Source organism: Klebsiella sp. 141161 (assembly GCF_050600815.1).
GTDB lineage: Bacteria > Pseudomonadota > Gammaproteobacteria > Enterobacterales > Enterobacteriaceae > Klebsiella > Klebsiella aerogenes.
The window spans coordinates 162330-186340 of the sequence record NZ_JAQIRN010000001.1 but is presented as its reverse complement, the minus strand read 5'-3'; the positions used below and the strand labels follow the sequence as shown (position 1 = coordinate 186340).

The window sequence follows — 24011 nt, the reverse complement described above, 5'->3', positions numbered from 1 at the left end:
GAGGTAAACAACGCGATGGCGGGGGAATCACGGCTGCTGTCTGCGCTTGCCGCCTGTCGTGCGCGTTTAAGCGCGTTTATTCGCGGTAGAACCGCCGTACGTGACGATGCCGATGACATCCTGCAGGAAGTCACCCTGCAACTGATGAAGGTCGAGCAACCGGTGGAGAACGTGGCGGCATGGTTATTCCGGGCGGCGCGTAATGAAATGACCGACCGGTCGCGTAAGAAGCGCGAGTTGCCATTAACATTCGATACTGATGAAGATGGCGATGGCGGCTTTGCCGAGGATGAGCTGGCGGAAACGTTGTTTGGCGTCGCGCAGACGCCGGAGGAAGCCTATCTTAAAGAACTGCTGTGGGAGGCTTTAACCGAGGCGCTGGCGGAGCTGCCGCCGCTGCAGCGTGAAGCCTTCGAGAAAACCGAGCTGCAGGGCTATAGCTACAGGGAGCTGGCGGCAGAGAGCGGCGCCAGCGAGCAGGCGTGGCTGTCGCGTAAACACAAAGCGGTGCTGTTTCTGCGCAGCCGTTTGCGAACGCTCTACGATGAACTTACCGCACCTTAATTCATGCCCGGCGACAGATAGCGCCGGGCTTTATTTTATCTGTATTTCTATAACATTGTCGCCAGCCACTCGGCGAAGACGCGCACCTTGCGCGATACATGACGATGGGGATAAATAAGCGATAACTTCCTGGAGGGAACCGGATTATTCGGCAGGACTTCAACCAGCTCGCCGCTTTTCAACCAGGGGTGAAGGAAAAGATCCAGGCCCTGCATAATGCCGAGTCCAGCAAGGCCAGCGGCGATGTAAGTCTCTGAATTATCCACCACCAGTTTACCCGCTAGCGAAATGTCCTGCTGCCCGGCGTCAGTTTGAAACACCCAGCGCATGGTCTGATGATTACTGTTATTCAGCCAGTTGATCGCCTGATGATGCTGCAGGTCGTCAAGGGTTGAGGGAACGCCGTATTTCGCCAGATAGGCCGGGCTGGCGCAGGTTTTCATACCGACGGTACCGAGATGACGTGCGATATAGTCACCGTCTTCAAGCTCGCCAATGCGCAGGACGCAATCGAGGCCCTCGCGAAGCATATCCCGCCGCCGGTCGGAGCTGCTCAGCACAATTTCAATCTCCGGATGTTGCTGATAAAAGGCGGGGAGATTCGGCACGACCACTAACTTCGCCAGAGCGATAGGCATATCTATGCGCAGTTGACCACGTAGCGGACGCTGCGGGGCGAAAGACTCCATAAGATCATCGGCCTGCGCCAGCAGAGGTTTACTACGACGATAAAACGCCTCGCCATCAGGGGTGAGGTGGATCTGTCGGGTGGTACGCTGCAGAAGTCGAACGCCGCAGTGCTGCTCAAGCTGCTGTAGCGCTTTCGTGACCGCCGGGCGATGGATCTGCAGATTCTCGGCGGCGCGCGTAAAGCTGCCAGACTCGATAATCTCGATAAAAATCTTAATAGATTCAAACAGATTTAAGTTCATTTGTGCCAATGTGCTCCGATGACAACATCGTATTTCACTTTGATTATTACTTATTTAATAACAGTGAAGGATAACTTTTACTATTTTTCCCAACAATAAAGCGGCCTACAGTGGCGTCATCCCAGCGCTAAGCGCCAGAAAACACACTAAGGAAGTCGCATCATGCAAAACCATTCTGTTAGCCATATTCTCGGTATTGAAAAACCTGTCATTCAGGGGCCGCTATCCTGGCTAACCGACGCCCGGTTAGTCGCCGCAGTCAGTAATGCCGGCGGGCTTGGCGTATTAGGGCCGAATGCGGGTTTAACCGCGCAAACCGCCGTCTCGACGCCGCAGGAAACGGCAGAAAAGATGCGTGAAGAGATCCGTAAAACGAAATTACTCACCGAGAAACCTTTTGCCGTCAATCTCATTCCGACGGTTGAAAACGATATCTGGACGCCGCCGATTGTAGAAGTAGTAAAAGAAGAGGGGGTTAAAGCGGTGGTTTATACCGGCTATGGTCAAGGGGCTATCATTCCCTCGCTGTTTGCCACGCTTAAGCAGGCCGGGATCAACATTATCTATCGTGATATTAACCCGACGCCGGAAAACAGCCGCGAAGCCGAGGAGATGGGGGCCGATGTTATTGTCGCCACCGGCTTCGACGAAGGCGGAACGCTTCCGGGAACGGCGCTAGGTACGTTTTCAATCGTGCCATTGATTGTTGATGCGGTGAAGCGTGTGCCGGTGCTGGCGGCTGGCGGGATTACCGACCGGCGCACCGCCAGGGCCGCCCACGCGCTGGGCGCGCAGGGGGTATTTGCCGGCTCCGTGTTTATCAGCACCACCGAGAGCCGCGTGCCGCCATCGGTGAAAGAGATGATCGTGGAAGCTAACGGTCTGGATTTGCAGCTATTTCGCACATTGCCAGATTACTATCGTTCGCTGCCGGGTAAATTAGCCGCCAGGCTGGTGGCGTTAGATAAATCCGGCGCCAGTAATGAAACCATAGCCGCGGAAATGGGCGGTTTACGTGGCCTGCGAATTGGTATGCTGGAGGGCAACACTGACGAAGGCTACATTTCATTGGGAACCGGCATCGGCAGTATTCAGCGGATTAAGAGCGTAGCGGAAGTGGTGGAGGAACTGACGGTTTAATCTGCCTTCCCGCGCTCTCATGCGGAAAACAGAAACTCCCCGTTTGCGACAACGGGGAGGGTGATTAGCCGGAATTAGCTCCCCCAGCGCTGCTGCAGATACTGAACCGCCTGCTGGGTTTGCGGCTGGTTAAGGTTGTTTTCACGAAACAGAATCGTCCCCTGAATACCCGGTGTGGTTTCATTGAGGTCGATCTGTTTTTTCAGCTCCGGCACGCCGCCGTCGACCATCCAGTCTGGTTCATTTTTTGACGGTTCGCCGACTTTATACAGCGCTACGCCGATATAGAGCCGGGTGTGAGTGGGTTTCACGACATCAGCCCACCACTTAGCCAGCACATCATAGCGCGCGGCATCGCGGGCGAACGGCCAGTACAGCTGCGGCGCGATATAATCCAACAGCCCTTGTTGAACCCAACTGCGGGTATCGGCATAGGACTCATCATAAGCCGCCGCGCCGCGGGTGTCAGAGCCGGCCGGATCGTGGGAGCGGTTGCGCCATACCCCCGCCGGGCTGACACCAAACTCAACCTGCGGATTGAGTTTCTTGATGGTCTGTGAGACCTGCGCTATCAGCTGTTGGGTGTTGTGACGCCGCCAGTCGGCTTTTGAGGCATAACCCTGACCATATCGCTGATAGGTTTGATTATCGTTCAGCGTCGATCCCGGCGTCTCAGTATAGAAATAGTCATCAAACTGCACGCCGTCGATGGGATAGTTTTGCACCACCTCCGCCACGATACTGGTGATCCAGTCACGGACTTCCGGGATCCCAGGGTCGAGGACAAAGCGATCGCTGGCAGTGCGTATCCAGTTGCGGTGGAGGACAAATACGCTGGCGGGGACCTGAGTCAGGGTGTGGTTAAGCTCGGCGATGGTAGCGGGTTTGGTATTAACCGATACCCGATACGGGTTGAACCACGCGTGAACTTTCATCCCGCGTTTATGCGCTTCATCGAGCATAAACTGCAGCGGATCGTAGCCGGGATTTTCGCCAATTTTGCCGGTCAACATGTCTGACCACGGCAAGATGTGGGAATCCCACAGCGCGGTGCCGTCCGGTTTAACCTGGAAGAAGACGGTATTGATGCCCAGGCGTTGTAGATTGTCGAGTTTGGCGATCAGGGCCAGCTTTTGCTGGCTGATACGGCTTTCCGGGCTACTGGCGATAATTGAACCCACCGGCGGCCAGTCGAGACGAGAAACCGTGGTGATCCAGACGCCGCGTACTGGCTGCTGATTTTTTGCCGATTTTTGCGTAACGGGCGGTTTACTGGCGGTCACCAGCGATTTTGGCGCTTTACTGGTGCAAGTCACGAGCAGCAGTACGGCGGCGGCAACCGCGCCGAGCCGGGTCATGCAGGTGACGGAGAGAAGGCGACGAGAAGCGATAATTATTACTCCCGTAGGCATGTAGACGCTTGAAAAATCACATTGTCTTATGATTCCCCCACCAGGGCAAGCCGCGCTCCGATGCAAAGAAAAATAAAATGCCTTTTGTCTGGTATCTGTACGCGTAACGTGCAGAACTAACGACAACCTTTCTCAGCAGTTAGCTGAAAAAGCAGAATTAACCTGGATAATTAGCTGGTCAGTTGTGTTACAACATATTACGAGACGCACAGCTAAGGAGAATCCGATGCGAAAAATATTATTGCTGGCCGCCGTTTTGCTGGCATCCGCACCGATCGTCACCCAGGCCGAGGAGATTACGCTTTTACCGGCTATTAAACTGCAGATAGGCGACCGGGATTCCTACGGTCATTACTGGGACGGCGGCCGTTGGCGTGATAAAGACTACTGGCATCGTCATTATGAATATCGCGACAAGCACTGGCGAAAGCTAGAGAAAAAACAGCGTAAAGCCTACGAGAAGGGCTACCACGACGGTCGTAAAGATGCGAAGAAGCGTGAGAAAGAATACTATAAACATCACAAGAAGCATCATCACTAAAACATTAACGGGGCCATCAGGCTCCGTTTTTTAGCTACTGCAATTCACCCCTCAAGATTCAACTCATTATTCGCTGCTGTCGATGGTTTGCGTAAACTGTCTTTAGAAGCCTCCCGCAATAATGTCAAATATCACTTTGAGTTTTTACAGCATCAGTATTACCTGATGAAAATAAAAATAGCCTACCAAGATTGGCGGGCAAATTTACCGCGAAATGTTTTTTAAGACTATTCCATATTCACAGCGAATGAAAAATCCGATTTGCAAAATAATTAAATATATCTTTTAAATCACATGGTTAAATTACACTTTCTTTTGTATGGTCTCTGGTATTACACTTTTTCGGCGATTGTTCGACTTTCTGCGCTAAAAGAGCGAGTGAGATTAATCCTAAAAGTTTAAATACGCTAACCACCCATAACTACGAGGCGAAATTGCGTATTGAATTGACTCGATCGATCTGTAAAATTGTGTGGTGATAGTTAATGAAATGTAATAAAGGGATCCACTGCGGTGAAGATTCGTGCGGTAGCTATGCCCATACCACACCGGGAACCCTTTTACGCACAGTGATTAAGGATATTCAGACTTGTTATTCAAGCAGGGATAACCCTTAAGAAAATAATAGCATTGCAATGGAAAAGCATATGAAAACGCGAGTGTTTTTAGCCGCTATGATTGCGGTTTCACTGGCAGGGTGCGAAGCGCCGCCGAAGCCGCAAATTACCGATGACACCATTGAAACCACGCAGGTTAACGGCGTCAATTTGACCCATCGCCATATTGTTGTTCCGCCAACGGAATTTACCCCGATTAACGCAGAATATCGCGCGCTGTATTCCGCCGCGGTAATGAGCCAGGCCGGTTATGGCGGCAAAGTGATTGTGCAATTAGTTCCCGGTGCTAATTATATTGCATTGGGACAGGCCCAGGACGGCTGGATAGCATTAGCCAATGAAGGTCAGGAAAATTTAATTGGCTATGCTCCGGCCAATGCCGTTGTCAAAAGTGAGCTGTATGATAAAACGGTTCGCGAACAGTCGAAGCGCCCGAAGGCGCGTAAGAAAGCGACCTGCGTGAGCGTCGACGGAAATACCAAAGCCTGCAAAAACGGCAATAACGGTACCTGGATTCTGGATTAATCCCGCCTTTACGAGCGACACCGTATGAATAATAACTCTCTTTTACGCCAGGTCATGCTGGCGTTTTATTTGTTTCTTTTTACGTTGGTTAGTGGATGTGGTTCGTCTTCACACAGCGACCCTGCCCGATACAATCTTCAGTTCCAGGCCCACCCGCAAATTAACAGCTCTGCGCCATTAAAGGTCAGAGTGTTAGTGCTGAAATCCGATGCGGAATTCATGTCCGCCGATTTCTACTCCTTACAAAATAACGCGCAAAAAGTTCTCGCCGGCAACTTGCTGAACAGCGATGAATTTTTCCTGATGCCGGGGCAACTGGCAAAAAAACTCAGCGGGCAAAGCTCGCCGGAGGCGCGTTATATCGGAGTGATGGCGGAATACCAATCTCTGGATGGTAAAAAGTGGCGCATTTCTCTTCCTCTGCCAACGCCTGGCGAAACCCCTTTCTGGCAGTTCTGGAAACTGTCGGCAGATCAACTGCAAGCCAATTTATATCTTGACGTTAACGGGATCCGCGTCGTGCAGCAATAGCGCGAGCCCTAACAGGAAATTTGTATGAATAAAGCAGAAAAGGTGGTCTGGACCGAAGGCATGTTTTTGCGTCCGCATCACTTTCAGCGGGCAGAAAGCTACCTGCAAACGCAAATTCGCGAATGGGGCGGATTACAGCGCTCCTGGCTGTGGGGTTTTCTTGAGATTGAACTTGATGATGCGATGCTGCGTCAGGGGTGCATAGCTCTGAGCTATGCCAGCGGCCTGCTGCCGGATGGGACGTTCTTCCAGTTTCGCGATGCTCGTCAGGGCCCGGCGCCGTTGCAAATCCCGGATAACGTCACGGGCGAAAAAGTCGTATTGGCCTTGCCGATACGCCGCGGCGGTCGGGAAGAGGTTATCTTCAGCGAGGAAAAAGACTCGCTAGCGCGATTTACCGCGTTTGAACAGGATGTGGAAGATGACAATGCGCTGTCGGTCGGCGATGCCACCGTGCAGTTTGCCCGCCCGCGGCTCACCCTGATGCTGGAAAAGGATTTGACCGCCGAGTGGACGGCTATCGGCGTGGCGTTCATCGCCGAGAAGCGCAACGATAACGCCGTAAAACTCGATAATGGCTACATCCCGCCGATGCTCAACGGCATCAATCATCCTTTGATTTACGCGATGATCAACGACTTGCATGGTCTGCTGGCGCAGCGTAGCCAGCAAATCGGCAGCCGGCTGCGACAGCCGGGGCGTTTTAATACTTCTGAATTAATTGAGTTCACTCTACTTGCGCTGGTCAATCGCCATCTCGGCCATCTCTCACATCTCAAAACGTTGCCGTTAATTCACCCCGAGTCATTGTGGAATAGCTGGCTGCCGTTCGCCGCCGAGCTGACGACCTGGATGGCGCAGCGCGGTCCGGATGCCGCGCTGCCGATTTATGACCATGACGATCTCGCTAGCTGCTTCGGCAAACTGATGTTGTTGCTGCGCCAGGGGTTATCACAGGTAATGGAAGACAATGCCATCCAGCTGCCGCTGATAGAACGGTCGCATGGGCTAAACATCGCGACCGTACCTGAGAGCAGCATGGTGCGTGATTTCGGATTCGTATTGGCGGTTAAAGCCAGCGTACCGGGTGATGTACTGCAAACGCACTTCCCGGCGCAGATGAAAGTTGCGCCGGTGAGCAAAATTCGCGATCTGGTGCAACTACAGCTACCGGGTTTGATCCTGCGCGCTATGCCCGCCGCGCCGCAGCAAATTCCGTGGCATGCCGGTTACAACTACTTTGCAGTCGAAAAGGGCGGCGAGCTGTGGAACGACATGGAGAAATCTGGCGCCTTCGCACTGCATCTGGCAGGCGAGTTCCCCGGCCTGGATATGGAATTTTGGGCTATCCGTAGCCCGTCGGAATAAGAAAGCGAGCGTTGATGATGCAGGAACAACAGGCCGCTGCCAGTCATGGCGTGAGCGGCAATAATCCCCTGGTGACGGCCGCCAACCCATTGCTAAATGCGATTCCCCAGATCCGTCATTCGGTTTCGCACGATGACCAGGCCGGTTTGCGCCAGCGTTTGATTGATGAAATCCGCCGTTTTGAAGTGCGCGGTCAGCAGGCGGGGTTACCCTACGAAGTGATAGTCGGCGCCCGTTACTGCCTGTGTACCGCACTGGACGAGGCGGCGGCCTTGACGCCATGGGGGAGTAGCGGCGTCTGGTCGGGCAGCGGTCTTTTAGTGACCTTTCATAACGAAACCTGGGGCGGGGAGAAGTTCTTCCAGTTGCTTGCGCGCCTGTCGCAGAATCCGCGTGAACACATCAATCTGTTGGAACTGATCAACTACTGCTTATTGCTCGGCTTTGAAGGGCGTTACCGGGTAATGGATAACGGCCGCACGCAGTTGGAGACCATCAAGCAGCGCCTGTGGCAGATGATTTGCGGCGTACGCGGCGGCTATGCGCCGCCGTTATCGGTTCACGGCGAGGATCGCCCGGTGTTGCGTAAACTGTGGCGTCCGGTGGTGCCGCTATGGGCCTGCGTCGCGCTGGCGGGGTTCGCCGCCTGTCTGTTCTATATCATTCTTAACTGGCGGCTTGGCGATGCCACCAACCCGGTGTTGGCGAAAATTTACCAGACGCCGTTGCCGGAAGCGTCGATTGCTCAGCCGGCGGAAAAATTGCCGGCGGTACTTAACCTGCGAGGTTTTCTGCGCCCGGAAATTGCCGAAGGGCTGGTTGCGGTCCGTGACGAAGCGGACCGCAGCGTCGTGATTCTCAAAGGCGACGGGCTATTTGCTTCGGCCTCAACGGTGGTGCGCGACCGTTACGACCCGGTCATTGACCGTATTGCGCAAGCGATGAACAACGTCAGCGGACGCATTCTGGTAGTCGGCTATAGCGATAACGTGCCTATCCGCAGCGCGCGCTTTGCCTCGAACTACGAACTGTCGCTGGAACGCGCGCGATCGGTACAAAAACAGCTGCAAAATCATCTGACGCAGCCCGAACGCGTAAAAGCCGAAGGGCGAGGGGAAATGAACCCCATCGCGCCGAATACCACTCCTGAGAACCGTGCCCGTAACCGCCGTGTGGAAATTACTCTGCTGGTGTCGCCCGATAATACCCGGGCTGAGCTGAACGGATTGCCCCAAGGAAATTAAGGATGCTGACACTTCTGCTTTCCATACTGACCAACCGGCTGCTGTGGGGTTTTCTCGGCGCTACGGCGGTGGCGGCCGTCATCTGGATGATTGGCCCGCTATTGTCGATTGTCGATACCCGGCCGTTGGAATCGGAACAAAACCGCGTTATATCTATTGCGCTGGTCTACCTCATCTGGGCGCAAAGCCACATTCTGCCGCGCCTGTACAACGCCTGGCTCAACCGCAAGCTGATGGATAACCTGAAGGAAGACACGCCGAAGGGCAACGATCCGCAGCAGCGCCTCAATAGCGAAGACCAGATCCTCGCCGATCGCTTTGATGAAGCCGCGCAAATGTTGAAAAAAGCGCACTTCAGTAAAACCGGTAATGGTCAGTGGACCCAGCGCTTTAGCACCCACTATCTGTATCAGCTGCCGTGGTATGTGATTATTGGCGCATCCGGATCCGGTAAAACCACCGCCTTAGCCAACTCCGGGCTGCAGTTTCCGCTGGCCGACCGCTTCGGAAAAACGGCGTTACGCGGCATCGGCGGCACGCGCAACTGCGACTGGTGGTTTACCAACGAAGCCGTGCTGCTGGACACCGCCGGGCGCTATACCACCCAGGAGAGCGAGCAGGCGCAGGACGCCAGCGAGTGGCTGAAGTTCATGGGGTTATTGCGTAAATACCGCCGCCGCCAGCCGATTAACGGCGTTATCGTCACGGTGAGTATCTCCGATCTGTTAACGCAATCGACGGAGGCCTCGCGGCAGCAGGCGGTTAATCTGCGCCAGCGTCTCTCTGAACTACATGAACAGTTGGGTATTCGTTTCCCGGTGTACGTACTGGTGACGAAGGCCGACCTGCTTAAAGGCTTCCGCGCCTGGTTTGCCGATTACGACAAGGCGCAGCGCGATCAAATCTGGGGCTTCACTTTCCCGTGGGAGCAGGCAAGCGTTGCTGACTTCGACCTGATGGGCCGCTTTACCCAGGAGTTTGCGTTACTGCAACAGCGGCTTGAAGCCGGGCTGCCGGATACAATGCTGCAAGAGCATGACGCCAAAACCCGCGCCGAAGCCTGGCTGTTCCCGCAAGAGTTTGCGGCGTTGCGGCCGCTGTTAGCGGACTATCTTAGTACCGTCTTTGCCCGCTCTAACTTTGAAACCGAGTTTTCGCCGCGCGGCATTTATTTCGCCAGCGGCACCCAGGAAGGGTTACCGTTCGACCGCGTGATGGGTGAACTCAATCGCGCGCTGTCTTTGCCGCAGGGAAATGAAAACGACAACTGGGACTCGGTCAGTAAAGAAGCGCCGATCCCCGGCGCCAAAGGCCAGAGTTATTTCATTAAAAACCTGCTGCAAAACGTGATTTTCCAGGAAGCCGGCATCGCCGGGCAGAACCGTTGGTGGGAACTGCGTAACCGCGCAGCGATCTGGTCAGGCTATGCGGCGCTCGCGGCGCTGTTAATCATTTCATGCGTACTGTGGCTGACCAGCTACGGCAAAAATAAGGCCTACCTGGAAGAAGTCTCGGCGAAGGTGCCGCAGGTTGAGCAGCAGAGCAAAGCGCTGCAAAACCCCGAGCAGCGCGATCTGTTCGCCATGCTGCCGCTACTCAACGGCCTGCTGGAATTGCCGAAGAGCGCCGACTTTGACGTCAACGACCCGCCGGTTAGCCGCCGGATGGGACTCTACCGCGGTAATGATGTCAGCGACGCCTCGCAGACGCTGTATCAAAAAGCGCTACAGCAAATGCTGCTACCGGATGTCGCCATGCGTATCACTACCTGGTTGCGTAACGACAATGGCAGTGACGCCGAATATAGCTACGAGGCGTTGAAAGCCTATCAAATGCTCTATCAGCCCAAGCAGTATGACGGCAAGTTTTTACTCTCCTGGGTGATGCTTAACCTGCAGCGTAACCTGCCGCAAAACGTGACGCAGACGCAGCTTCAGCAGCTGGAAGGGCATCTGGTCCAGCTACTGGAACCGCAAATCCAGTCATCGCCGTATGCCAAAGACGATGCGCTGATCGCCCGCGAACGGGCGTTGATTAACCAGCAGCCGCTCTCCTCAAGAGTGTATGGTCGGCTGAAACGTCTGCTTGAGCATGACGACAATCTGAAAGCGGTCTCGCTGGCGACGCTCGGCGGGCCGCAGAGCGAACTGGTGTTCTCGCGTAAAAGCGGTACGCCGATCGCGGAAGGCGTGCCCGGTCTGTACACGCCAGATGGCTACTGGAAGGTGTTCAATAAACAGATCGATAACGTCACCAGCGCGCTGCATGAAGATGATATCTGGGTGCTGGGCGCCGCCAGCGCGTCGGAAGATAAACAGCAAACCGATAACGCCGTCCGTCAGCTCTATATGCGTGATTTTATCGCCAACTGGGATCGCTTCCTTGCCGATATTCAGCTCAACAATAGCGCCGATCTGTCATCGCGGATCAACACCGCGCGTCTGCTTTCAGCCAGTAACTCGCCGCTGCGCCGTCTGGTTATCAACCTGAGTCAGGTGCTGAACCTGGCGCGCGCCGAGCCGGATACGGTTAAAAGCGAAAGTTCAGCCGAGCAGGGCAACCGTGCGACCCGAACGCTGGAAGCGCTTTTCCGCCATGATGAGGGCGGCGCAACCCAGGGCGCGGCGCTTAGCCAGACGCCGGAACAGCTGGTAACCGAACACTACGCGCCGCTGATCGAGCTGGCGCAGCCGTTGGAAAAGGGCGGCAAAACGATTGTGTTCGATGATTTCCTCAAACAGATCGACGAACTTTATCGCTACCTGACCGCGGTACAGGATGCCGCCAACAGCGGTATGCAACCGCCGGGCGGCGATGCCATTAGCCGTCTGCAGGCCAGCGCCGGGCGCTTACCGGGCGGCCTGCAAACCATGTTCAGCAAAATGGCGGTCGGCGCCAGTAGTGATACCCAGCGCCGCGATCTCGAAAACGTACGTAAACGGATTAGCGTGGAGGTCGGCGGTTTCTGCCGCCAGGCTATCGCCGGGCGCTATCCGCTGGTTCGCAGCGCCAGTAGCGAAGTCACGCCGGACGATCTGGCGCGTATGTTCGCTCCGGGCACCGGCATGATGGATACCTTCTTCCGTGACAACCTGACCAATAAAGTCGATACCACGCAGTCCAGCTGGCGTTTTATGCCCGGCATCGATGGCAAAACGTTGCCGGGTAGTGAAGGGTTATTAAGGCCTTTCCAGCAGGCGCAATCGATCCGCGACGCGTTCTTTGCCAATGGCGCGACCACGCCGTCATTTAAAGTGACGGTGCGCACCATCAGCATGGACAACCGGATCCTCAACCTGACGCTGGATGTTGATGGCCAGCAGTTGCGCTACAGCCACGGTCCGCAGGCGGTGCAAATGATGAGCTGGCCAGGGCCGGGCGGCACCAATCAGATGCGTATGCAACTCGGTCTGGCCGATGGTACCACCTCGACGCTGGTGACCAGCGGCTCATGGGCGCTGAACCGCTTCTTTGATAAAGCGCGCACCGCGCCCGGCAGCAGCAGTTTGAGCCGTCGGGCAACGTTTAACGTCGATGGTTATCAGGTCACGCTGGAGTTTGCGCCGAACAGTATTCGCAATCCGTTCCAGCTTCCCCGTTTCTCATGTCCATAACCGCAAGGAAAGCCGAATGACTCACGCCCCTGCGATGAGCTGGTACGGGAAACTCCCCAGTACCGGCGATTTTTTACAACGTCGATTTCCGGACATGCTGGTTCGCCAGTGGTCGCAATGGTTTCAGGTGGGGCTGTTAGCCTGGCAACAGGAGCAACAGCGTAGCGGCGAACGCCAGTTCAGCAACGCGCCGGTTTGGAATTTTATCGTCCCGCCGATGTTGAGCGGCCAGATGGTACAGATGGGGTGTCTGATCCCCGGACGCGATCGGGTAGGCCGCCAGTATCCCATCTGCGCGCAAATGGCCTTCAACCCGCTGGAGTGGTCGCCTTCAATCCTCACTCAGGCCGGAGAGTGGTATCAGCAGGTGGGCAGAACGCTGCTGCATGCGGTACGTAATGGCTTTTCCGCTGAACAACTTGACCAGGCGCTACTCGCCATTCCGGCGCCAAAGCTGGTAGAGGCGGAAAAGCGTTCGGAAATACTCGACGTGATTGGCTATCAGCAAGATGGGCAAAGCTCCCTTGGCTGGCAGCAGGCGGCGGACTGTTTTGATCCGCAGCGTCAGACCAGTTTTTGGTGGACCAACCGCGCCGATGGTTATCCGCTCTATACCCACGTCCATAGCGGTAATTTGACCGGTCAGCTGTTCACGCTGCTGTTTGATCCCGCCGGGGGCGCGAGACCGGGCCGTCACGGTCTGTATCCGCCGATGTTTGAATAAGCAGGTAGGCCATGAATATTGATGAATTCCTTGCTCCGGTTAGCGCGGAGCAGCCCTGCGGTGAAAACCTCGAATATGACGCCGATTTCCAGGCAATGGAACAAGCGATGCAGGGTAAAGCCGAGCAGCAGTTTGGCGACACCATTATCCCGGCGGAACCCGCTGACTGGACGACGGTAGAAAAGCTGGCGGCTGGGCTACTTAGCCGCACCAAAGATTTGCGCGTCATGCTGGCGCTGACTCAGGCGTGGACAAAACGCCACGGCCTGAGTGGTTACGCAGATGGCCTGCTGCTGGTGCAACAGGCGCTGTCGCTTTACTGGCAGCCTATCTATCCGCTGCTGGAAGAGTATGGCGAAACTGATCCGTTTTACCGCATCAATGCGCTCGCGGGGCTGAGTGATAAATCAGCGCTGACCAGCGCGTTACGCAATGCCGTGTTGTTACGCAGTAATGGCGATGAACTGCTATTGCGCGATGCGCAGGCGCTGCTCGATGGCAGTAAAACCGAATGCGCGGATTATCCCGGCGGCCGTTCGCGATTGATTGATGAACTGGCCCGCGGCGGACAGCCGGGGATTGACGCCATCCTCGCCATTCACCAGCGCTTGCAGACCATCCGCGAAATATTAAGCGATTGTCTGGGTGAAAGCGGCGTGCCGGAAATGGAACAACTGCAGAAGACCGTCGGTATCGTCGCCGGCGCCTGCCAGATAACCGATATTTCGTCCTTTCACGCGTCCCGCGAGGAGAGTGCCGTGAGTGAACATCAAGCGATTCCCAACGCGCCGCCGCCGTCTGCCGTTGACTGGCGCAGCGCGCAAATCAGCAGCCGCGCCGAGGCGCAGCAGATGCTGGAAAAAGTAAAACAGTACTTCGCTCAGCACGAACCGAGTCACCCCGCGCCGCTGATGATTGAACGGGTACAGCGGCTGATTGAGCTGGATTTTATGGACATCATCCGCGATTTAGCGCCGGACGGCGTTCATCAACTGGAAAACATTTTTGGACGTCGCGACTGACGCGTCCGGACATTATGGCGACAGGCATAAGGTCTGGCGCTCAACCTTTACCGCGCATCTTCGATGGAGAACATCATGGCAATAAGTAAAAGTGGGCAGAAATTTATCGCACGCAACCGTGCGCCCCGCGTACAGATCGAGTACGACGTAGAGATTTATGGTGCGGAACGCAAAATCCAGCTTCCGTTTGTAATGGGGGTGATGGCGGATCTGGTGGGTAAACCGGTCGACAATCAACCGGCGGTCGATGAACGTAAGTTCCTCGACATCGACATTGATAACTTCGACGAACGTATGAAAGCGCTGAAACCGCGCGTCGCTTTCCAGGTCGACAATACGCTGACCAACGAAGGCAAACTGAACGTCGACTTAACCTTCGACAGCATGGACGACTTCCTGCCGGATGCCGTGGCCCGCAAAGTGGAGCCGCTGAACAAACTGCTGGAAGCCCGTACCCAGCTTTCGAATCTGCTCACCTATATGGACGGCAAAAACGGCGCGGAAGAGCTGATTGCCAAAATTTTGCAGGATCCGACGCTGCTCAAATCGTTGAGCCAGATGCCGAAACAAGATGACAGTGCGAAAGGTAGCGAGGAGTAATCGATGAGCAACCCGACTCAACAACATGAGCAGCAGTCCAGCCAGGCCTTTAGCCAGGATGAATTCAGCGCGCTGCTGAACAAAGAGTTTCGCCCGAAAACCGACCAGGCGCGTTCCGCCGTTGAGAGCGCGGTAAAAACCCTCGCGCAGCAGGCGCTGGAAAACACCGTCACGTTTTCCAACGACACCTATCGCACCATCCAGAACCTGATTGCCGGTATCGATGAACAGCTGTCGCGCCAGGTGAATCAGATCCTGCATCATGACGAGTTCCAGAAACTGGAAAGCGCATGGCGCGGCCTGAGCTACCTGGTCAACAACAGCGAAACCGACGAGATGCTGAAAATCCGCTTTATGAGCATCTCCAAGCAGGAGCTGGGGCGCACTCTGAAGCGTTACAAAGGGGTGGGCTGGGACCAGAGCCCGATCTTTAAGAAAATTTATGAGCAGGAGTACGGCCAGTTTGGCGGCGAGCCATTCGGCTGCATCGTCGGCGATTACTATTTCGACCATAGTCCGCAGGATGTGGAATTACTGGGTGAAATGGCGCGTATCGGATCGGCTGCGCACTGTCCGTTTATTACCGGTACCGCACCGGAAGTGATGCAGATGGAGTCCTGGCAGGAGCTGGCGAACCCGCGCGACCTCACCAAAATCTTCCAGAATACCGAATACGCCGCCTGGCGTTCGCTGCGCGAGTCGGAAGACGCGCGTTATCTGGGGCTGGTGATGCCGCGCTTCCTGTCGCGCCTGCCTTACGGGATTCGAACCAACCCGGTGGACAGTTTTGATTTTGAAGAGCAGACCGACGGCGCGGATCACAACAATTACGCGTGGGCCAACTCGGCGTATGCGATGGCGGCGAACATTAACCGCTCTTTCAAAGAGTTTGGCTGGTGCACCTCCATTCGCGGCGTGGAATCCGGCGGCGCGGTGGAAAATCTGCCTTGCCACACCTTCCCGAGCGACGATGGCGGCGTGGACATGAAATGCCCGACCGAGATCGCCATCAGCGATCGCCGCGAGGCGGAGCTGGCGAAAAACGGCTTTATGCCGCTGATCCATCGCAAAAACTCCGACTTTGCCGCCTTTATCGGCGCGCAGTCGTTGCAGAAACCGGCGGAATATCATGATGCCGACGCCACGGCGAATGCACGTCTGGCCGCGCGTCTGCCGTACTTGTTCGCCTGCTGCCGTTTTGCTCACTACCTGAAGTGCATTGTGCGCGACAAAATCGGCTCCTTCCGCGAGCGCGATGACATGGAACGCTGGCTGAACGACTGGGTGATGAACTACGTTGATGGCGATCCGGCTAACTCGTCGCAGGAGACCAAAGCGCGCAAACCGCTGGCGGCGGCTGAAGTGCAGGTAGCGGAGATCGAAGACAACCCGGGTTACTACACCGCGAAGTTCTTCCTGCGTCCGCACTACCAGCTGGAAGGGCTTACCGTGTCGCTGCGTCTGGTTTCCAAGCTGCCGTCGCTGAAAACCAAGGAAGCGTAATATGATGCCGCCGGGAGGCGACTCCCGGCAGGTACAACGCCATGGAAGGAGGTAAAGAAATGAAATTATTACCACTCTGCACGCTGGGACTGCTCACGGTGCTGACGCCATTTACTGTCGTCCAGGCGGCTGATGATTCCGCCAATTTACTACGCGATCCCAATCAACTATCACGTAATGATGTGCGGTTGAGCGGCGAAAAGTTTCTCAAGGCCTGGCTGGCGCAAGACAATACCCAGCAGCAGTTAAAGGCCAATATGTATCTGCTTGGCGTGATGGATGCAACAGAAGGTAAAGCCTGGTGCGGTTATCAGCAGGCACTGCCGGGATCGCTTCGAGAAAGCGTCTACAGCTATTTCAAAAAGCTGCCCGACGAGCGAATAAAACAGCCTGCGGCGATGCTGATTACCGAAGCGTTGGCGAAGGAGTTGCCTTGTCATGGATAACCACTGGAGAATAAAAATGAACGCCAGACCTTCTTTTGTTGCCGCATGGGCGGCGGCAACGCGCATTTACGACGCTAACGATCCTATTGGTAAAGTTAAGCGAGTCATCGGTGGAAAAGTGAAACACAACTTTGAAATACCGGAACAGCAGGGTGGCTGGTCAAATAGCTGTGCCGTACGCATGAGCTATGTGTTGAACTATACCGGGCATCCAGTGCCGCGTATTGCCGGACTGACAGTATCTGGCGCAGATAACAAATGGTATTTCTTCCGGGTTAAAGATGTTATCGCCTGGCTGACCCGCCAGTGGGGTAACCCCGATATGATCGTTAGTTATCCTTCTTTACCCGTTCAGCAGTTGGCTAATACAAAAGGCGTGATTTTGTTCGAAGTACAGGGCTGGAGCGATGCCGCTGGCCATGCCACTTTTTGGAATGGCTTAACCTGTTCGGATCACTGTTATTTCAATGCCCAGGACACTAATTACACGACGACCAAAGCCAATTTTTGGGAGTTGCCATGAACAGAATCATTATCAGTCTGCTGCTTGCTAGCAGTGCGTCGGCTTATGCCTGGGACGACCCGGTATTGTTTGTTAAACAGCTACCCTATAAGCAGGTTGTTAAAGACGTGGTTTTATCCCGCTGTCTGGCGCAGGTAGCCGATGATAAAAGTCAGTTTTCTGTGGATGCTGCGCGCAGTAGCAATGCGTTGCTGGAGTGGGTGCCTTTCGATATTGAAAACGGTAATGACAAAATTAACGCCATTATTACTAAATACAAAAGTGCCACCAATGACTTTCATTCCGAGAGACAACCCGCAATTCAGGGCGTCACTTTGAATTGTTTGCGCCTTTATCATAGTACGGAACTGGATCAATTAACTTCGCAGATAATCATCGGTGATCCTAATAAAACCTGGAATCAGGATAACCCGCATTAATTTCAACTTTGCATTCCTGCTATTTCACAGCATGAGTGTTAAGACCAGCAATGGGCTTAAGCCTGTTGCTCTGAGGCAGAGGTAAAATATGGATGGTTTTATTCAGCCCCATGCTTTCCTGTTTGCCATATAAGTGCTTTTTCGAAAGCAATAATTTTCATTAACGAAGAGTAGATATTATGGCTATTGATATGTTTCTGAAGGTCGAGGGTGTAACCGGTGAATCAAAAGATTCTAATCACACCGGTTGGACTGATATTACCTCTTTTTCCTGGGGCGCATCCCAGCCGGGTAATATGAGCGTGGGCGGCGGTGGCGGTGCGGGTAAAGTGAATTTCAACGACCTGCACGTAAATGCGCTGATCGACAAATCCACCACCGCGATTCTGAAGCACTGCTCCAGCGGCAAGCACCTGACCAAAGTTGAACTTTCGGTCTGCAAAGCCGGTGGTCAGCAGGTTGAATATGCGCGAATCACCCTCGAAGATGTACTGGTGACTTCCGTGCAGTACACCGGCGCCGATAACGGCGACACCGTTGGCGTAACCTATGCCTTCCAGGCGGCGAAAGTGAAACAGCAGTACTGGGAGCAGACTTCCGCTGGCGGTAAAGGGGCAGAAAGCAGCGCCGGCTGGAATATCAAAGAAAATAAAGAAGCATAATTGCCTACGTGCCGGGGATTTTCCCCGGCCATTCTCAATCAAGGAGGAAGGATACATGGCAAATTTGCAGGAAGGGGGTTATCGTTCTCTTACTATCGGCGAGATAGCATTAGCACGTTTGGTTTTTGGCGACGCAATAAAATATTCTGAAGTTAAAGGACATAATAAAATTTACTTACCATTTAACATGCAATCAAATAATGTTGTAATGACGCCTAATGGTGAAATGTATTGATCGGCGGGCATGGTTATGAGTAAATTTTTTATTATATTGGCGTTCACAATCATGATAAACGCCTGTGTACCTCACCCGGCACAATATCAGACGTTTTCAGTAACACTAAAAAACAATGAACCTTGTTTTGCTCTCCCCGTTAACTCAGGGCTGGATGCGCCTATCACTAGTTCTTCGCCCACCATTATGAAAAAAACGGCCAATGAATGGAAACCAATATCACCGCCAGCGACGTTCAGCCCTACCGCGATGTTAAATAGCCAGCAGTGTCACCAATGGAGTGGTATTACATGGCAAGCTGGAGAATATGATGTTGCACTAAAAGTGTCTGGTAAAAACGATTCCGTTCGTTATGGTGCTCGATTCTCCTTAGTAGAAAGTGCTTCAGGGCAATTTAAGCTTACACAGACTGAATAAAATGTGCCTCCGCAAACGCCGCCGTTCTTATTTCGAGAGCGGCAGCGTTTGTGCGCCAATCATATCAGCAGGAATAGGCTATGCGATTCACGATTATTTCGACCAAAGCCGGTCATCAGCCCCCGCAGGGCAGCTGTGACTTTTACGCGCCGGGCGGTACCATTGGGCGCGGTACGGACAATAACCTGGTGCTGCCGGATGACGACCGCGCCATTTCTCGCCTGCAGGCCATCGTTCACGTGGCGGCAGACGGCGAGTGCAAAATTACCAATCGCGGCAACGTGACGCGGGTGGTACTCAACGAGATCCCGCTGGAGCGGGGGCGTCAGGTTGAACTCCAGGATGGCGATATCCTCGCCATTGACGACTATCGTATCGAAGTCAGCGATCTGCTGCAGGATAGCCAACCGATAAGCCGAATGGCGGCGAGCGGTCAGCCGCCTGTCACTGCGAAACCGTCAACACCTGCGCCATCCGCAGCGCCCACCGTGGCGGAAGCCGCGCCAACCGCGGTGCCGTCAGAAATCTGGGATAGCTTGATGCAGGAATTCTCGATTGCCGACAGTATTTCCAGCAGCCGGGCTAAGCCGCAGGCCGATAATGCGCCGAATCCCTTCGCAGAGCCGAAGCCTGCTGAACGTAATCCGGAAGATCCGCTGGCGATGTTCGCTGATAGCGAACCGCTGTTTGAGCGCCCGCCGGTGGCGACGGACGACCTGTTTGCCGATGACACCCCATTTGATCGCGATAGTATCTTTGCCGACGTTACGCCAACGACGCTGGTGCCGCCAGTTGAAAAACCGGCTCAGCCTGTCGCCGATGAGCCGCAGGCAGAATTAGATCCGCTGGCGCTCTTTGGCGGCGACGCTAGCGCCAAAACCGCGCGTCATGACGATCCGCTGGGGCTAATGGGCGGCGCGCCGCTGACATCGGTAGATGCCTTCAGCAACGAAGAGCCTGCTAAAACGGTTGCCGACGAGCCTGATGCCGCTTTTGATTCGCCATTATTGATGGCCCAGCCGCCGCAGGAGCCGCCCGCGGCAGCGCGTGAAGAAGCGCCGGAAATAACCTTACCGACGCCGCAGGCCGTGGCGCGGCAAGCCGCCCAAACGCCAAAAGGGCGCTTGCGTATCGATCCCGTGCGTCATGAACATCAGGCGACCAGCACGCCGCAGCCGAGTAACGGCGAAGTGCTGCAGGGAGAGTTACTGGAGGCCTTACTGGAAGGCATGGGGCTCGGCGATATGCAGCCGGTCCCGCAGTTCGACAAAGAGAATATGCGACAGCTTGGCCAAATGCTGAGCATGTTCTCGCAGGGAACCGTCGCGCTGCTCTCTTCGCGTTCGATCCTCAAACGCGGTGTCAAAGCCGATATGACCATGGTACTGGACGACGCCAATAACCCGTTCAAGCTGTTGCCTTCGGGCAAAACCGTGCTGATGCAGATGTTCGGCGCGCGGATGCCGGGCTTTATGCCGCCGAAAAAATCGGTACGCGATGCGTTGATTGACCTGCAGGCCCATCAGTTAGGGATGATCTCGGGGATCCGCGCGATTATCGCCGCGATGCTGCAGTCCTTTAACCCCGAGCAGCTGGAAGAAGAGGCTAAACGCGATGGCCACACTTCGCGCCTGGCGCTTCCGGCCAGCCGCAAAGCGGCGTTATGGGACTATTTTGTCCGTACCTACGGCGAAACCGCCGGGGAAATTGAAGACGATTTCCACACCCTGTTTGGCGAAGCGTTCCTCTATGCCTATGACATGGAAGTGAATCAGTACAAAGACTCACAGAGCGGATCGGAAGAATAATGGACATTACCACGGCTTCTCTTTCCCGCCAGGGAACGCGCGCCAGCAATCAGGATCAGACCGGCGAATGCGTAGGTGAGCGCTCCGCCTGCTTTGTGGTCTGCGACGGTATTGCCGGGTTGCCCGGCGGCGAGGTGGCGGCGGAACTGGCGCGCAACGCGATTCTGGATCGGTTTGACGGCGATAATCATCTGAACGCCCAGACCATTCGCCAGTATGTACAGCAGGCCAACGGCGCCATTCTCCAGCAACAGCAGGCGACGCCGGATTATCGGCGAATGGGCACCACGCTGGTGAGCCTGTTTATCGATCGCGATTATAAGCTGGCCTACTGGGCCCACGCCGGTGATAGCCGGTTATACCTGTTTCGCCGCGGCTGGCTGTACCACGTCACCACTGACCACAGTCTGGTCCAACAGATGAAAGATGCCGGACATCAGACCGACGATATTAACAGCAACCTACTGTACCGGGCGTTAGGCATGGCCAGCGACGGTGCGGAAGCCAGCTATAGCGATGTGGTGCCGGTGGAAGACGGCGATGCCTTTTTGCTCTGTACCGATGGTTTCTGGCACGGCGTTGGCGAAGAGCAGATGAAATCCTCCCTGCAGATGGTCAATACCCCGCAGGAGTGGTTAACCCTGATGAATCAGTATCTTCAGAGAAACAATGACGGCGACCAGGCCTCGCAAGACAACTACAGCGCCGTCGCGGTATGGATGGGCAGTCCGGAAGAGGCGACGCTGCTGCACTCGCTGGCCGATGCCGCGCAATTTTTCCCCCTGCGGGATTGAGACAGGCTAAGAAGGATTTTTATGAAACATTGGATATTGGGTGCTGCAATATTTGCCGCCACCGGCGTCGCGCAGGCGGAAAACTACCGTATCGTGCAATCGCCTTCGCAAAAACTGGATGTCTGGATCGATAACATCAAGGGCAATACCGCGCAGAGCTGGTGCGCTAATGAAGTGGCGCTACGCATCGTCGCCAACGGCAACAAGAACGTCAAGATACTGGATAACTTCCTGCCGCGCGTCGGCGCGTTAATGGAGCATCAGTGTTCGCGTTTGCAGCAGTTGAACTGGACGCTGGTTGACGCTAACAATGGGCATATCGCTCAGGGGAGCGCGGCGAAAAACAAAAAATGGGCGGTAAAAGTCGCGCCAGCCGAGACCGCTGCGGCGGCGGAAAAGCCCGTCGCGCCAGCCTGGCTGCCGCCGGAAGAGAAGGCGGAAAAACTGTCTCCCGCCGCCGACCGTACGCCGTGGCAGGAGTTCACATTGCAGGGCGGCTGTCGACTGCGCACCTTCTGGCAGGAAAGCGCCGCCGCCTTATTCATCCCCGCCGTTGAATCCGGTAGTTGCGAAAAGGGCGGCTGGCTGAGCGGTCGCACCGTCATCACTCAATCCGTTAACGGTAAAGAAAAGCAGAGCACCGTGACGTTTGTGCACGGCTTCCCGGTGGTGGGTCTCAATGCCGCCGCTGACCCCAACAAACTTCTGATCACCGCGGTCAATAACCAACGCATGGTAGTCAGCAATGAAAACGCCCAACAAAGCTGGATGATCCTGCCCTATGTCGCCGGACAAAACGGTTGGCAGATGACCGGCACGCTGGCTATCGAAATGTCCCGCGAACTGGCCAACGATCCGTCGCGTCTACAGGCGCGGATAGAGGCGGCGCGGAGCGTCTGGTCGCCGTGGCTGGCGCCGGATATCAAACTCAACGTTGTGCTGATCGACGGCCTGCACCCGCTGCTGCGTAATCCGGCGGCCAGCGCATGGCGCGCGGCAAACTAAGGAGCGACGATGAACACGCTATATCAACAGCTGGCTGGCGAAAGCGTCGACGCGGCGCTGCAGCGCCTGGAAAGCGACATCAAAAGCCGTCCCGCCGATGCCGATTTACGCGCGGCGTTCGTCCAGTTTCTATGCCTGAGCGGTAACTGGACGCGCGCGTTGGCGCAGCTAAAAAGCTGGCTGGCGCTGAAGCCGCAGGCCCGGCCAACGGTCACCCTGCTGGAACAGAGCATTCAGGGCGAGCAGCAGCGCGATGCGGTATTTGCCGGTAGCGCACGCCCGCAGATGCCGGACAGCCAGTGGCCGTGGCTGTCTGCGCTGGCCTCCGCGCTTTGTGCTGATTCAGAAACCGCCCAGCGACAGCGGCTGGCCGCCTTTGAACAGGCGCCCCTTAATCCTGGCAATCTCAATCAGGCGGATACCCCCGCGGTCGCTTTTCACTGGTTGATGGACGGCGACGCGCGTCTGGGGCCGGTTTGCGAACTTATCGTCAATGGCCGGTATTGCTGGCTGCCGTTCGCCGCTATCGCCGAAATTCGTTTTCAGGCCCCGGCGAGCGTCACCGATCTGGTGTGGCGCCATGCGCTGGTGCGCCTGACCGATGGAAGCGAGCAGGTGTGTCAGATCCCCGCGCGTTACCCTGTCACGCCGCAGACGGAGGCGCGCTTCCAGCTGGGCCGCGCCACCGAGTGGCAGCCGCTGGACGACGAAGGCGCGCTGTATCAGGGCCAAGGGCAGAAAGTGTGGCTTAACGATAGCGATGAATTCCCGATTCTCTCTCTTGACGTGGTGAGTTTTGCATGAACAAACCGGTACGCGACGGTGACGCGCTGCGCAGCGGCTGGCAGGCGCGTAGCAAGCAAGAGACCATTGGCGCCCGCGATAAGATGCAGCCGTCGCTGCTCGACCGCCTGACCGATAATCAGCCGCAGAAAAAATCGGAGCCGCTTAACAGCAACCTGATCACCCACAGTACGCTGCGCCGTCACGTGCTGCGCGATCTGCAGTGGCTGTTCAATACCATCAATCATGACGATCCGCAGGCGTTGGCCGCGCTGGCGCACGTGCGCCGTTCGGTGGTTAATTTCGGCGTCGCGCCGCTGGCCGGGAAACGGATGTCGGACATTGAATGGCAGGATATTCAGCGCAAACTTACCGAGGCGATTATCAGCTTCGAACCGCGCATTCTGCCGCAGGGGCTTCAGGTCCGCTGTATTTCTGATACCCAGTCACTGGATTTACATAACGTCCTGTCGATTGAAATTAAAGGGCGTCTGTGGTGCGTACCGTATCCATTAGAGTTTCTGTTCCGCACCGATGTGGATCTCGAAAATGGCCACTTTGAATTGAAAGACGCGGGGTAAC

The 24011-nt window shown here is 55.4% G+C and carries 25 protein-coding genes; 23 read left to right on the top strand and 2 right to left on the bottom strand.

Annotated elements, in window-relative coordinates:
- Positions 1 to 15 precede the first annotated feature (15 nt).
- Entirely contained in the window at positions 16 to 564 is a 549-nt protein-coding gene (locus tag PGR79_RS00965; RefSeq protein WP_015366547.1) for an RNA polymerase sigma factor, read from the top strand.
- 47 nt (positions 565 to 611) lie between these two features.
- On the opposite strand, the gene PGR79_RS00960 is transcribed toward PGR79_RS00965, so the two are convergent.
- Positions 612 to 1496 (bottom strand): LysR family transcriptional regulator, encoded by an 885-nt coding sequence (locus tag PGR79_RS00960; RefSeq protein ID WP_271032546.1) that lies wholly within the window; start codon positions 1494 to 1496, stop codon positions 612 to 614.
- A 162-nt stretch (positions 1497 to 1658) separates the two neighbouring features.
- Here PGR79_RS00960 and PGR79_RS00955 point away from each other — a divergent pair, with 162 nt between their 5' ends.
- The gene (locus PGR79_RS00955; RefSeq protein WP_271032545.1) at positions 1659 to 2636 is read left to right on the top strand and encodes an NAD(P)H-dependent flavin oxidoreductase; all 978 of its coding nucleotides are present in this window, start codon (positions 1659 to 1661) and stop codon (positions 2634 to 2636) included.
- A 74-nt stretch (positions 2637 to 2710) separates the two neighbouring features.
- Here the strand turns inward: PGR79_RS00955 and PGR79_RS00950 are convergent, their stop codons facing one another.
- Positions 2711 to 3994, bottom strand: a complete 1284-nt coding sequence (locus PGR79_RS00950) for a glycoside hydrolase family 10 protein (protein WP_032715566.1) — start codon at positions 3992 to 3994, stop codon at positions 2711 to 2713.
- Positions 3995 to 4274: 280 nt separating this feature from the next.
- On the opposite strand from PGR79_RS00950, the gene PGR79_RS00945 reads away from it, so the two are divergent.
- From PGR79_RS00945 to tssE, 21 genes are all read left to right on the top strand, one after another.
- On the top strand, positions 4275 to 4589 hold the full coding sequence (locus PGR79_RS00945; RefSeq protein ID WP_087860815.1) for a DUF2502 domain-containing protein: 315 nt from the start codon (positions 4275 to 4277) through the stop codon (positions 4587 to 4589).
- 647 nt (positions 4590 to 5236) lie between these two features.
- The gene (locus tag PGR79_RS00940) at positions 5237 to 5731 is read left to right on the top strand and encodes a hypothetical protein (protein ID WP_015366552.1); all 495 of its coding nucleotides are present in this window, start codon (positions 5237 to 5239) and stop codon (positions 5729 to 5731) included.
- A gap of 24 nt (positions 5732 to 5755) precedes the next feature.
- On the top strand, positions 5756 to 6262 hold the full coding sequence (tssJ, locus tag PGR79_RS00935) for a type VI secretion system lipoprotein TssJ (RefSeq protein WP_101704605.1): 507 nt from the start codon (positions 5756 to 5758) through the stop codon (positions 6260 to 6262).
- A gap of 24 nt (positions 6263 to 6286) precedes the next feature.
- The gene (gene tssK / locus PGR79_RS00930; RefSeq protein ID WP_430920843.1) at positions 6287 to 7630 is read left to right on the top strand and encodes a type VI secretion system baseplate subunit TssK; all 1344 of its coding nucleotides are present in this window, start codon (positions 6287 to 6289) and stop codon (positions 7628 to 7630) included.
- A gap of 14 nt (positions 7631 to 7644) precedes the next feature.
- A complete protein-coding gene (locus PGR79_RS00925; protein ID WP_032714535.1) occupies positions 7645 to 8874 on the top strand; it encodes a DotU family type VI secretion system protein in 1230 nt (409 codons plus the stop codon).
- Between the two features lie 2 nt (positions 8875 to 8876).
- Positions 8877 to 12488 carry a type VI secretion system membrane subunit TssM gene (gene tssM / locus PGR79_RS00920; protein WP_430920841.1) on the top strand — a complete coding sequence of 1204 codons (3612 nt, stop codon included), beginning with the start codon at positions 8877 to 8879 and terminating at the stop codon, positions 12486 to 12488.
- A gap of 16 nt (positions 12489 to 12504) precedes the next feature.
- Positions 12505 to 13212: a type VI secretion system-associated protein TagF gene (tagF, locus tag PGR79_RS00915; protein WP_015366557.1), complete on the top strand. Its 708-nt coding sequence runs from the start codon at positions 12505 to 12507 to the stop codon at positions 13210 to 13212.
- An 11-nt stretch (positions 13213 to 13223) separates the two neighbouring features.
- On the top strand, positions 13224 to 14234 hold the full coding sequence (tssA, locus tag PGR79_RS00910) for a type VI secretion system protein TssA (protein WP_430920839.1): 1011 nt from the start codon (positions 13224 to 13226) through the stop codon (positions 14232 to 14234).
- 75 nt (positions 14235 to 14309) lie between these two features.
- Positions 14310 to 14834, top strand: coding sequence for a type VI secretion system contractile sheath small subunit (tssB, locus tag PGR79_RS00905; protein ID WP_015366559.1), 525 nt, complete (start codon positions 14310 to 14312; stop codon positions 14832 to 14834).
- Between the two features lie 3 nt (positions 14835 to 14837).
- Positions 14838 to 16337, top strand: a complete 1500-nt coding sequence (gene tssC, locus PGR79_RS00900) for a type VI secretion system contractile sheath large subunit (RefSeq protein ID WP_015705459.1) — start codon at positions 14838 to 14840, stop codon at positions 16335 to 16337.
- Positions 16338 to 16396: 59 nt separating this feature from the next.
- The gene (locus tag PGR79_RS00895) at positions 16397 to 16783 is read left to right on the top strand and encodes a Rap1a/Tai family immunity protein (RefSeq protein WP_228302251.1); all 387 of its coding nucleotides are present in this window, start codon (positions 16397 to 16399) and stop codon (positions 16781 to 16783) included.
- A gap of 16 nt (positions 16784 to 16799) precedes the next feature.
- Positions 16800 to 17306, top strand: coding sequence for a type VI secretion system amidase effector protein Tae4 (locus PGR79_RS00890; protein ID WP_182941316.1), 507 nt, complete (start codon positions 16800 to 16802; stop codon positions 17304 to 17306).
- Positions 17303 to 17725: a T6SS amidase immunity protein Tai4 family protein gene (locus PGR79_RS00885; protein WP_113373351.1), complete on the top strand. Its 423-nt coding sequence runs from the start codon at positions 17303 to 17305 to the stop codon at positions 17723 to 17725. Before PGR79_RS00890 ends, PGR79_RS00885 begins: the two co-directional genes overlap by 4 nt.
- A gap of 179 nt (positions 17726 to 17904) precedes the next feature.
- On the top strand, positions 17905 to 18387 hold the full coding sequence (locus PGR79_RS00880) for an Hcp family type VI secretion system effector (RefSeq protein ID WP_015366565.1): 483 nt from the start codon (positions 17905 to 17907) through the stop codon (positions 18385 to 18387).
- Positions 18388 to 18442: 55 nt separating this feature from the next.
- Positions 18443 to 18622, top strand: a complete 180-nt coding sequence (locus tag PGR79_RS00875; RefSeq protein WP_113373352.1) for a hypothetical protein — start codon at positions 18443 to 18445, stop codon at positions 18620 to 18622.
- Positions 18623 to 18631: 9 nt separating this feature from the next.
- Positions 18632 to 19039, top strand: a complete 408-nt coding sequence (locus PGR79_RS00870) for a putative T6SS immunity periplasmic lipoprotein (protein WP_213794026.1) — start codon at positions 18632 to 18634, stop codon at positions 19037 to 19039.
- Positions 19040 to 19119: 80 nt separating this feature from the next.
- On the top strand, positions 19120 to 20847 hold the full coding sequence (gene tagH, locus PGR79_RS00865; RefSeq protein ID WP_348854682.1) for a type VI secretion system-associated FHA domain protein TagH: 1728 nt from the start codon (positions 19120 to 19122) through the stop codon (positions 20845 to 20847).
- The gene (locus PGR79_RS00860) at positions 20847 to 21641 is read left to right on the top strand and encodes a PP2C family protein-serine/threonine phosphatase (RefSeq protein ID WP_015705455.1); all 795 of its coding nucleotides are present in this window, start codon (positions 20847 to 20849) and stop codon (positions 21639 to 21641) included. Before tagH ends, PGR79_RS00860 begins: the two co-directional genes overlap by 1 nt.
- 21 nt (positions 21642 to 21662) lie before the next feature.
- Positions 21663 to 22646, top strand: coding sequence for a hypothetical protein (locus PGR79_RS00855; RefSeq protein ID WP_430920837.1), 984 nt, complete (start codon positions 21663 to 21665; stop codon positions 22644 to 22646).
- Between the two features lie 9 nt (positions 22647 to 22655).
- Positions 22656 to 23450, top strand: a complete 795-nt coding sequence (locus PGR79_RS00850) for a type VI secretion system accessory protein TagJ (protein WP_430920835.1) — start codon at positions 22656 to 22658, stop codon at positions 23448 to 23450.
- A complete protein-coding gene (tssE, locus tag PGR79_RS00845) occupies positions 23447 to 24010 on the top strand; it encodes a type VI secretion system baseplate subunit TssE (protein WP_015705452.1) in 564 nt (187 codons plus the stop codon). Before PGR79_RS00850 ends, tssE begins: the two co-directional genes overlap by 4 nt.
- The last annotated feature ends 1 nt before the right edge of the window (position 24011 follow it).

Excerpts from the sequence above, each read along its gene's own strand:
- PGR79_RS00890 (WP_182941316.1), top strand. The coding sequence starts at position 16,800 with ATGAACGCCAGACCTTCTTTTGTTGCCGCATGGGCGGCGGCAACGCGC.
- PGR79_RS00965 (WP_015366547.1), top strand. The coding sequence starts at position 16 with ATGGCGGGGGAATCACGGCTGCTGTCTGCGCTTGCCGCCTGTCGTGCG.
- PGR79_RS00880 (WP_015366565.1), top strand. The coding sequence starts at position 17,905 with ATGGCTATTGATATGTTTCTGAAGGTCGAGGGTGTAACCGGTGAATCA.
- PGR79_RS00885 (WP_113373351.1), top strand. The coding sequence starts at position 17,303 with ATGAACAGAATCATTATCAGTCTGCTGCTTGCTAGCAGTGCGTCGGCT.
- tssA (WP_430920839.1), top strand. The coding sequence starts at position 13,224 with ATGAATATTGATGAATTCCTTGCTCCGGTTAGCGCGGAGCAGCCCTGC.
- tssK (WP_430920843.1), top strand. The coding sequence starts at position 6,287 with ATGAATAAAGCAGAAAAGGTGGTCTGGACCGAAGGCATGTTTTTGCGT.
- PGR79_RS00950 (WP_032715566.1), bottom strand. The coding sequence starts at position 3,994 with ATGACCCGGCTCGGCGCGGTTGCCGCCGCCGTACTGCTGCTCGTGACT.
- tssJ (WP_101704605.1), top strand. The coding sequence starts at position 5,756 with ATGAATAATAACTCTCTTTTACGCCAGGTCATGCTGGCGTTTTATTTG.
- PGR79_RS00850 (WP_430920835.1), top strand. The coding sequence starts at position 22,656 with ATGAACACGCTATATCAACAGCTGGCTGGCGAAAGCGTCGACGCGGCG.
- PGR79_RS00960 (WP_271032546.1), bottom strand. The coding sequence starts at position 1,496 with ATGAACTTAAATCTGTTTGAATCTATTAAGATTTTTATCGAGATTATC.
- tssE (WP_015705452.1), top strand. The coding sequence starts at position 23,447 with ATGAACAAACCGGTACGCGACGGTGACGCGCTGCGCAGCGGCTGGCAG.
- PGR79_RS00940 (WP_015366552.1), top strand. The coding sequence starts at position 5,237 with ATGAAAACGCGAGTGTTTTTAGCCGCTATGATTGCGGTTTCACTGGCA.
- tagF (WP_015366557.1), top strand. The coding sequence starts at position 12,505 with ATGACTCACGCCCCTGCGATGAGCTGGTACGGGAAACTCCCCAGTACC.
- PGR79_RS00875 (WP_113373352.1), top strand. The coding sequence starts at position 18,443 with ATGGCAAATTTGCAGGAAGGGGGTTATCGTTCTCTTACTATCGGCGAG.
- PGR79_RS00860 (WP_015705455.1), top strand. The coding sequence starts at position 20,847 with ATGGACATTACCACGGCTTCTCTTTCCCGCCAGGGAACGCGCGCCAGC.
- PGR79_RS00895 (WP_228302251.1), top strand. The coding sequence starts at position 16,397 with ATGAAATTATTACCACTCTGCACGCTGGGACTGCTCACGGTGCTGACG.
- PGR79_RS00925 (WP_032714535.1), top strand. The coding sequence starts at position 7,645 with ATGATGCAGGAACAACAGGCCGCTGCCAGTCATGGCGTGAGCGGCAAT.
- PGR79_RS00870 (WP_213794026.1), top strand. The coding sequence starts at position 18,632 with ATGGTTATGAGTAAATTTTTTATTATATTGGCGTTCACAATCATGATA.
- tagH (WP_348854682.1), top strand. The coding sequence starts at position 19,120 with ATGCGATTCACGATTATTTCGACCAAAGCCGGTCATCAGCCCCCGCAG.
- PGR79_RS00945 (WP_087860815.1), top strand. The coding sequence starts at position 4,275 with ATGCGAAAAATATTATTGCTGGCCGCCGTTTTGCTGGCATCCGCACCG.
- tssB (WP_015366559.1), top strand. The coding sequence starts at position 14,310 with ATGGCAATAAGTAAAAGTGGGCAGAAATTTATCGCACGCAACCGTGCG.
- tssM (WP_430920841.1), top strand. The coding sequence starts at position 8,877 with ATGCTGACACTTCTGCTTTCCATACTGACCAACCGGCTGCTGTGGGGT.
- PGR79_RS00855 (WP_430920837.1), top strand. The coding sequence starts at position 21,663 with ATGAAACATTGGATATTGGGTGCTGCAATATTTGCCGCCACCGGCGTC.
- PGR79_RS00955 (WP_271032545.1), top strand. The coding sequence starts at position 1,659 with ATGCAAAACCATTCTGTTAGCCATATTCTCGGTATTGAAAAACCTGTC.
- tssC (WP_015705459.1), top strand. The coding sequence starts at position 14,838 with ATGAGCAACCCGACTCAACAACATGAGCAGCAGTCCAGCCAGGCCTTT.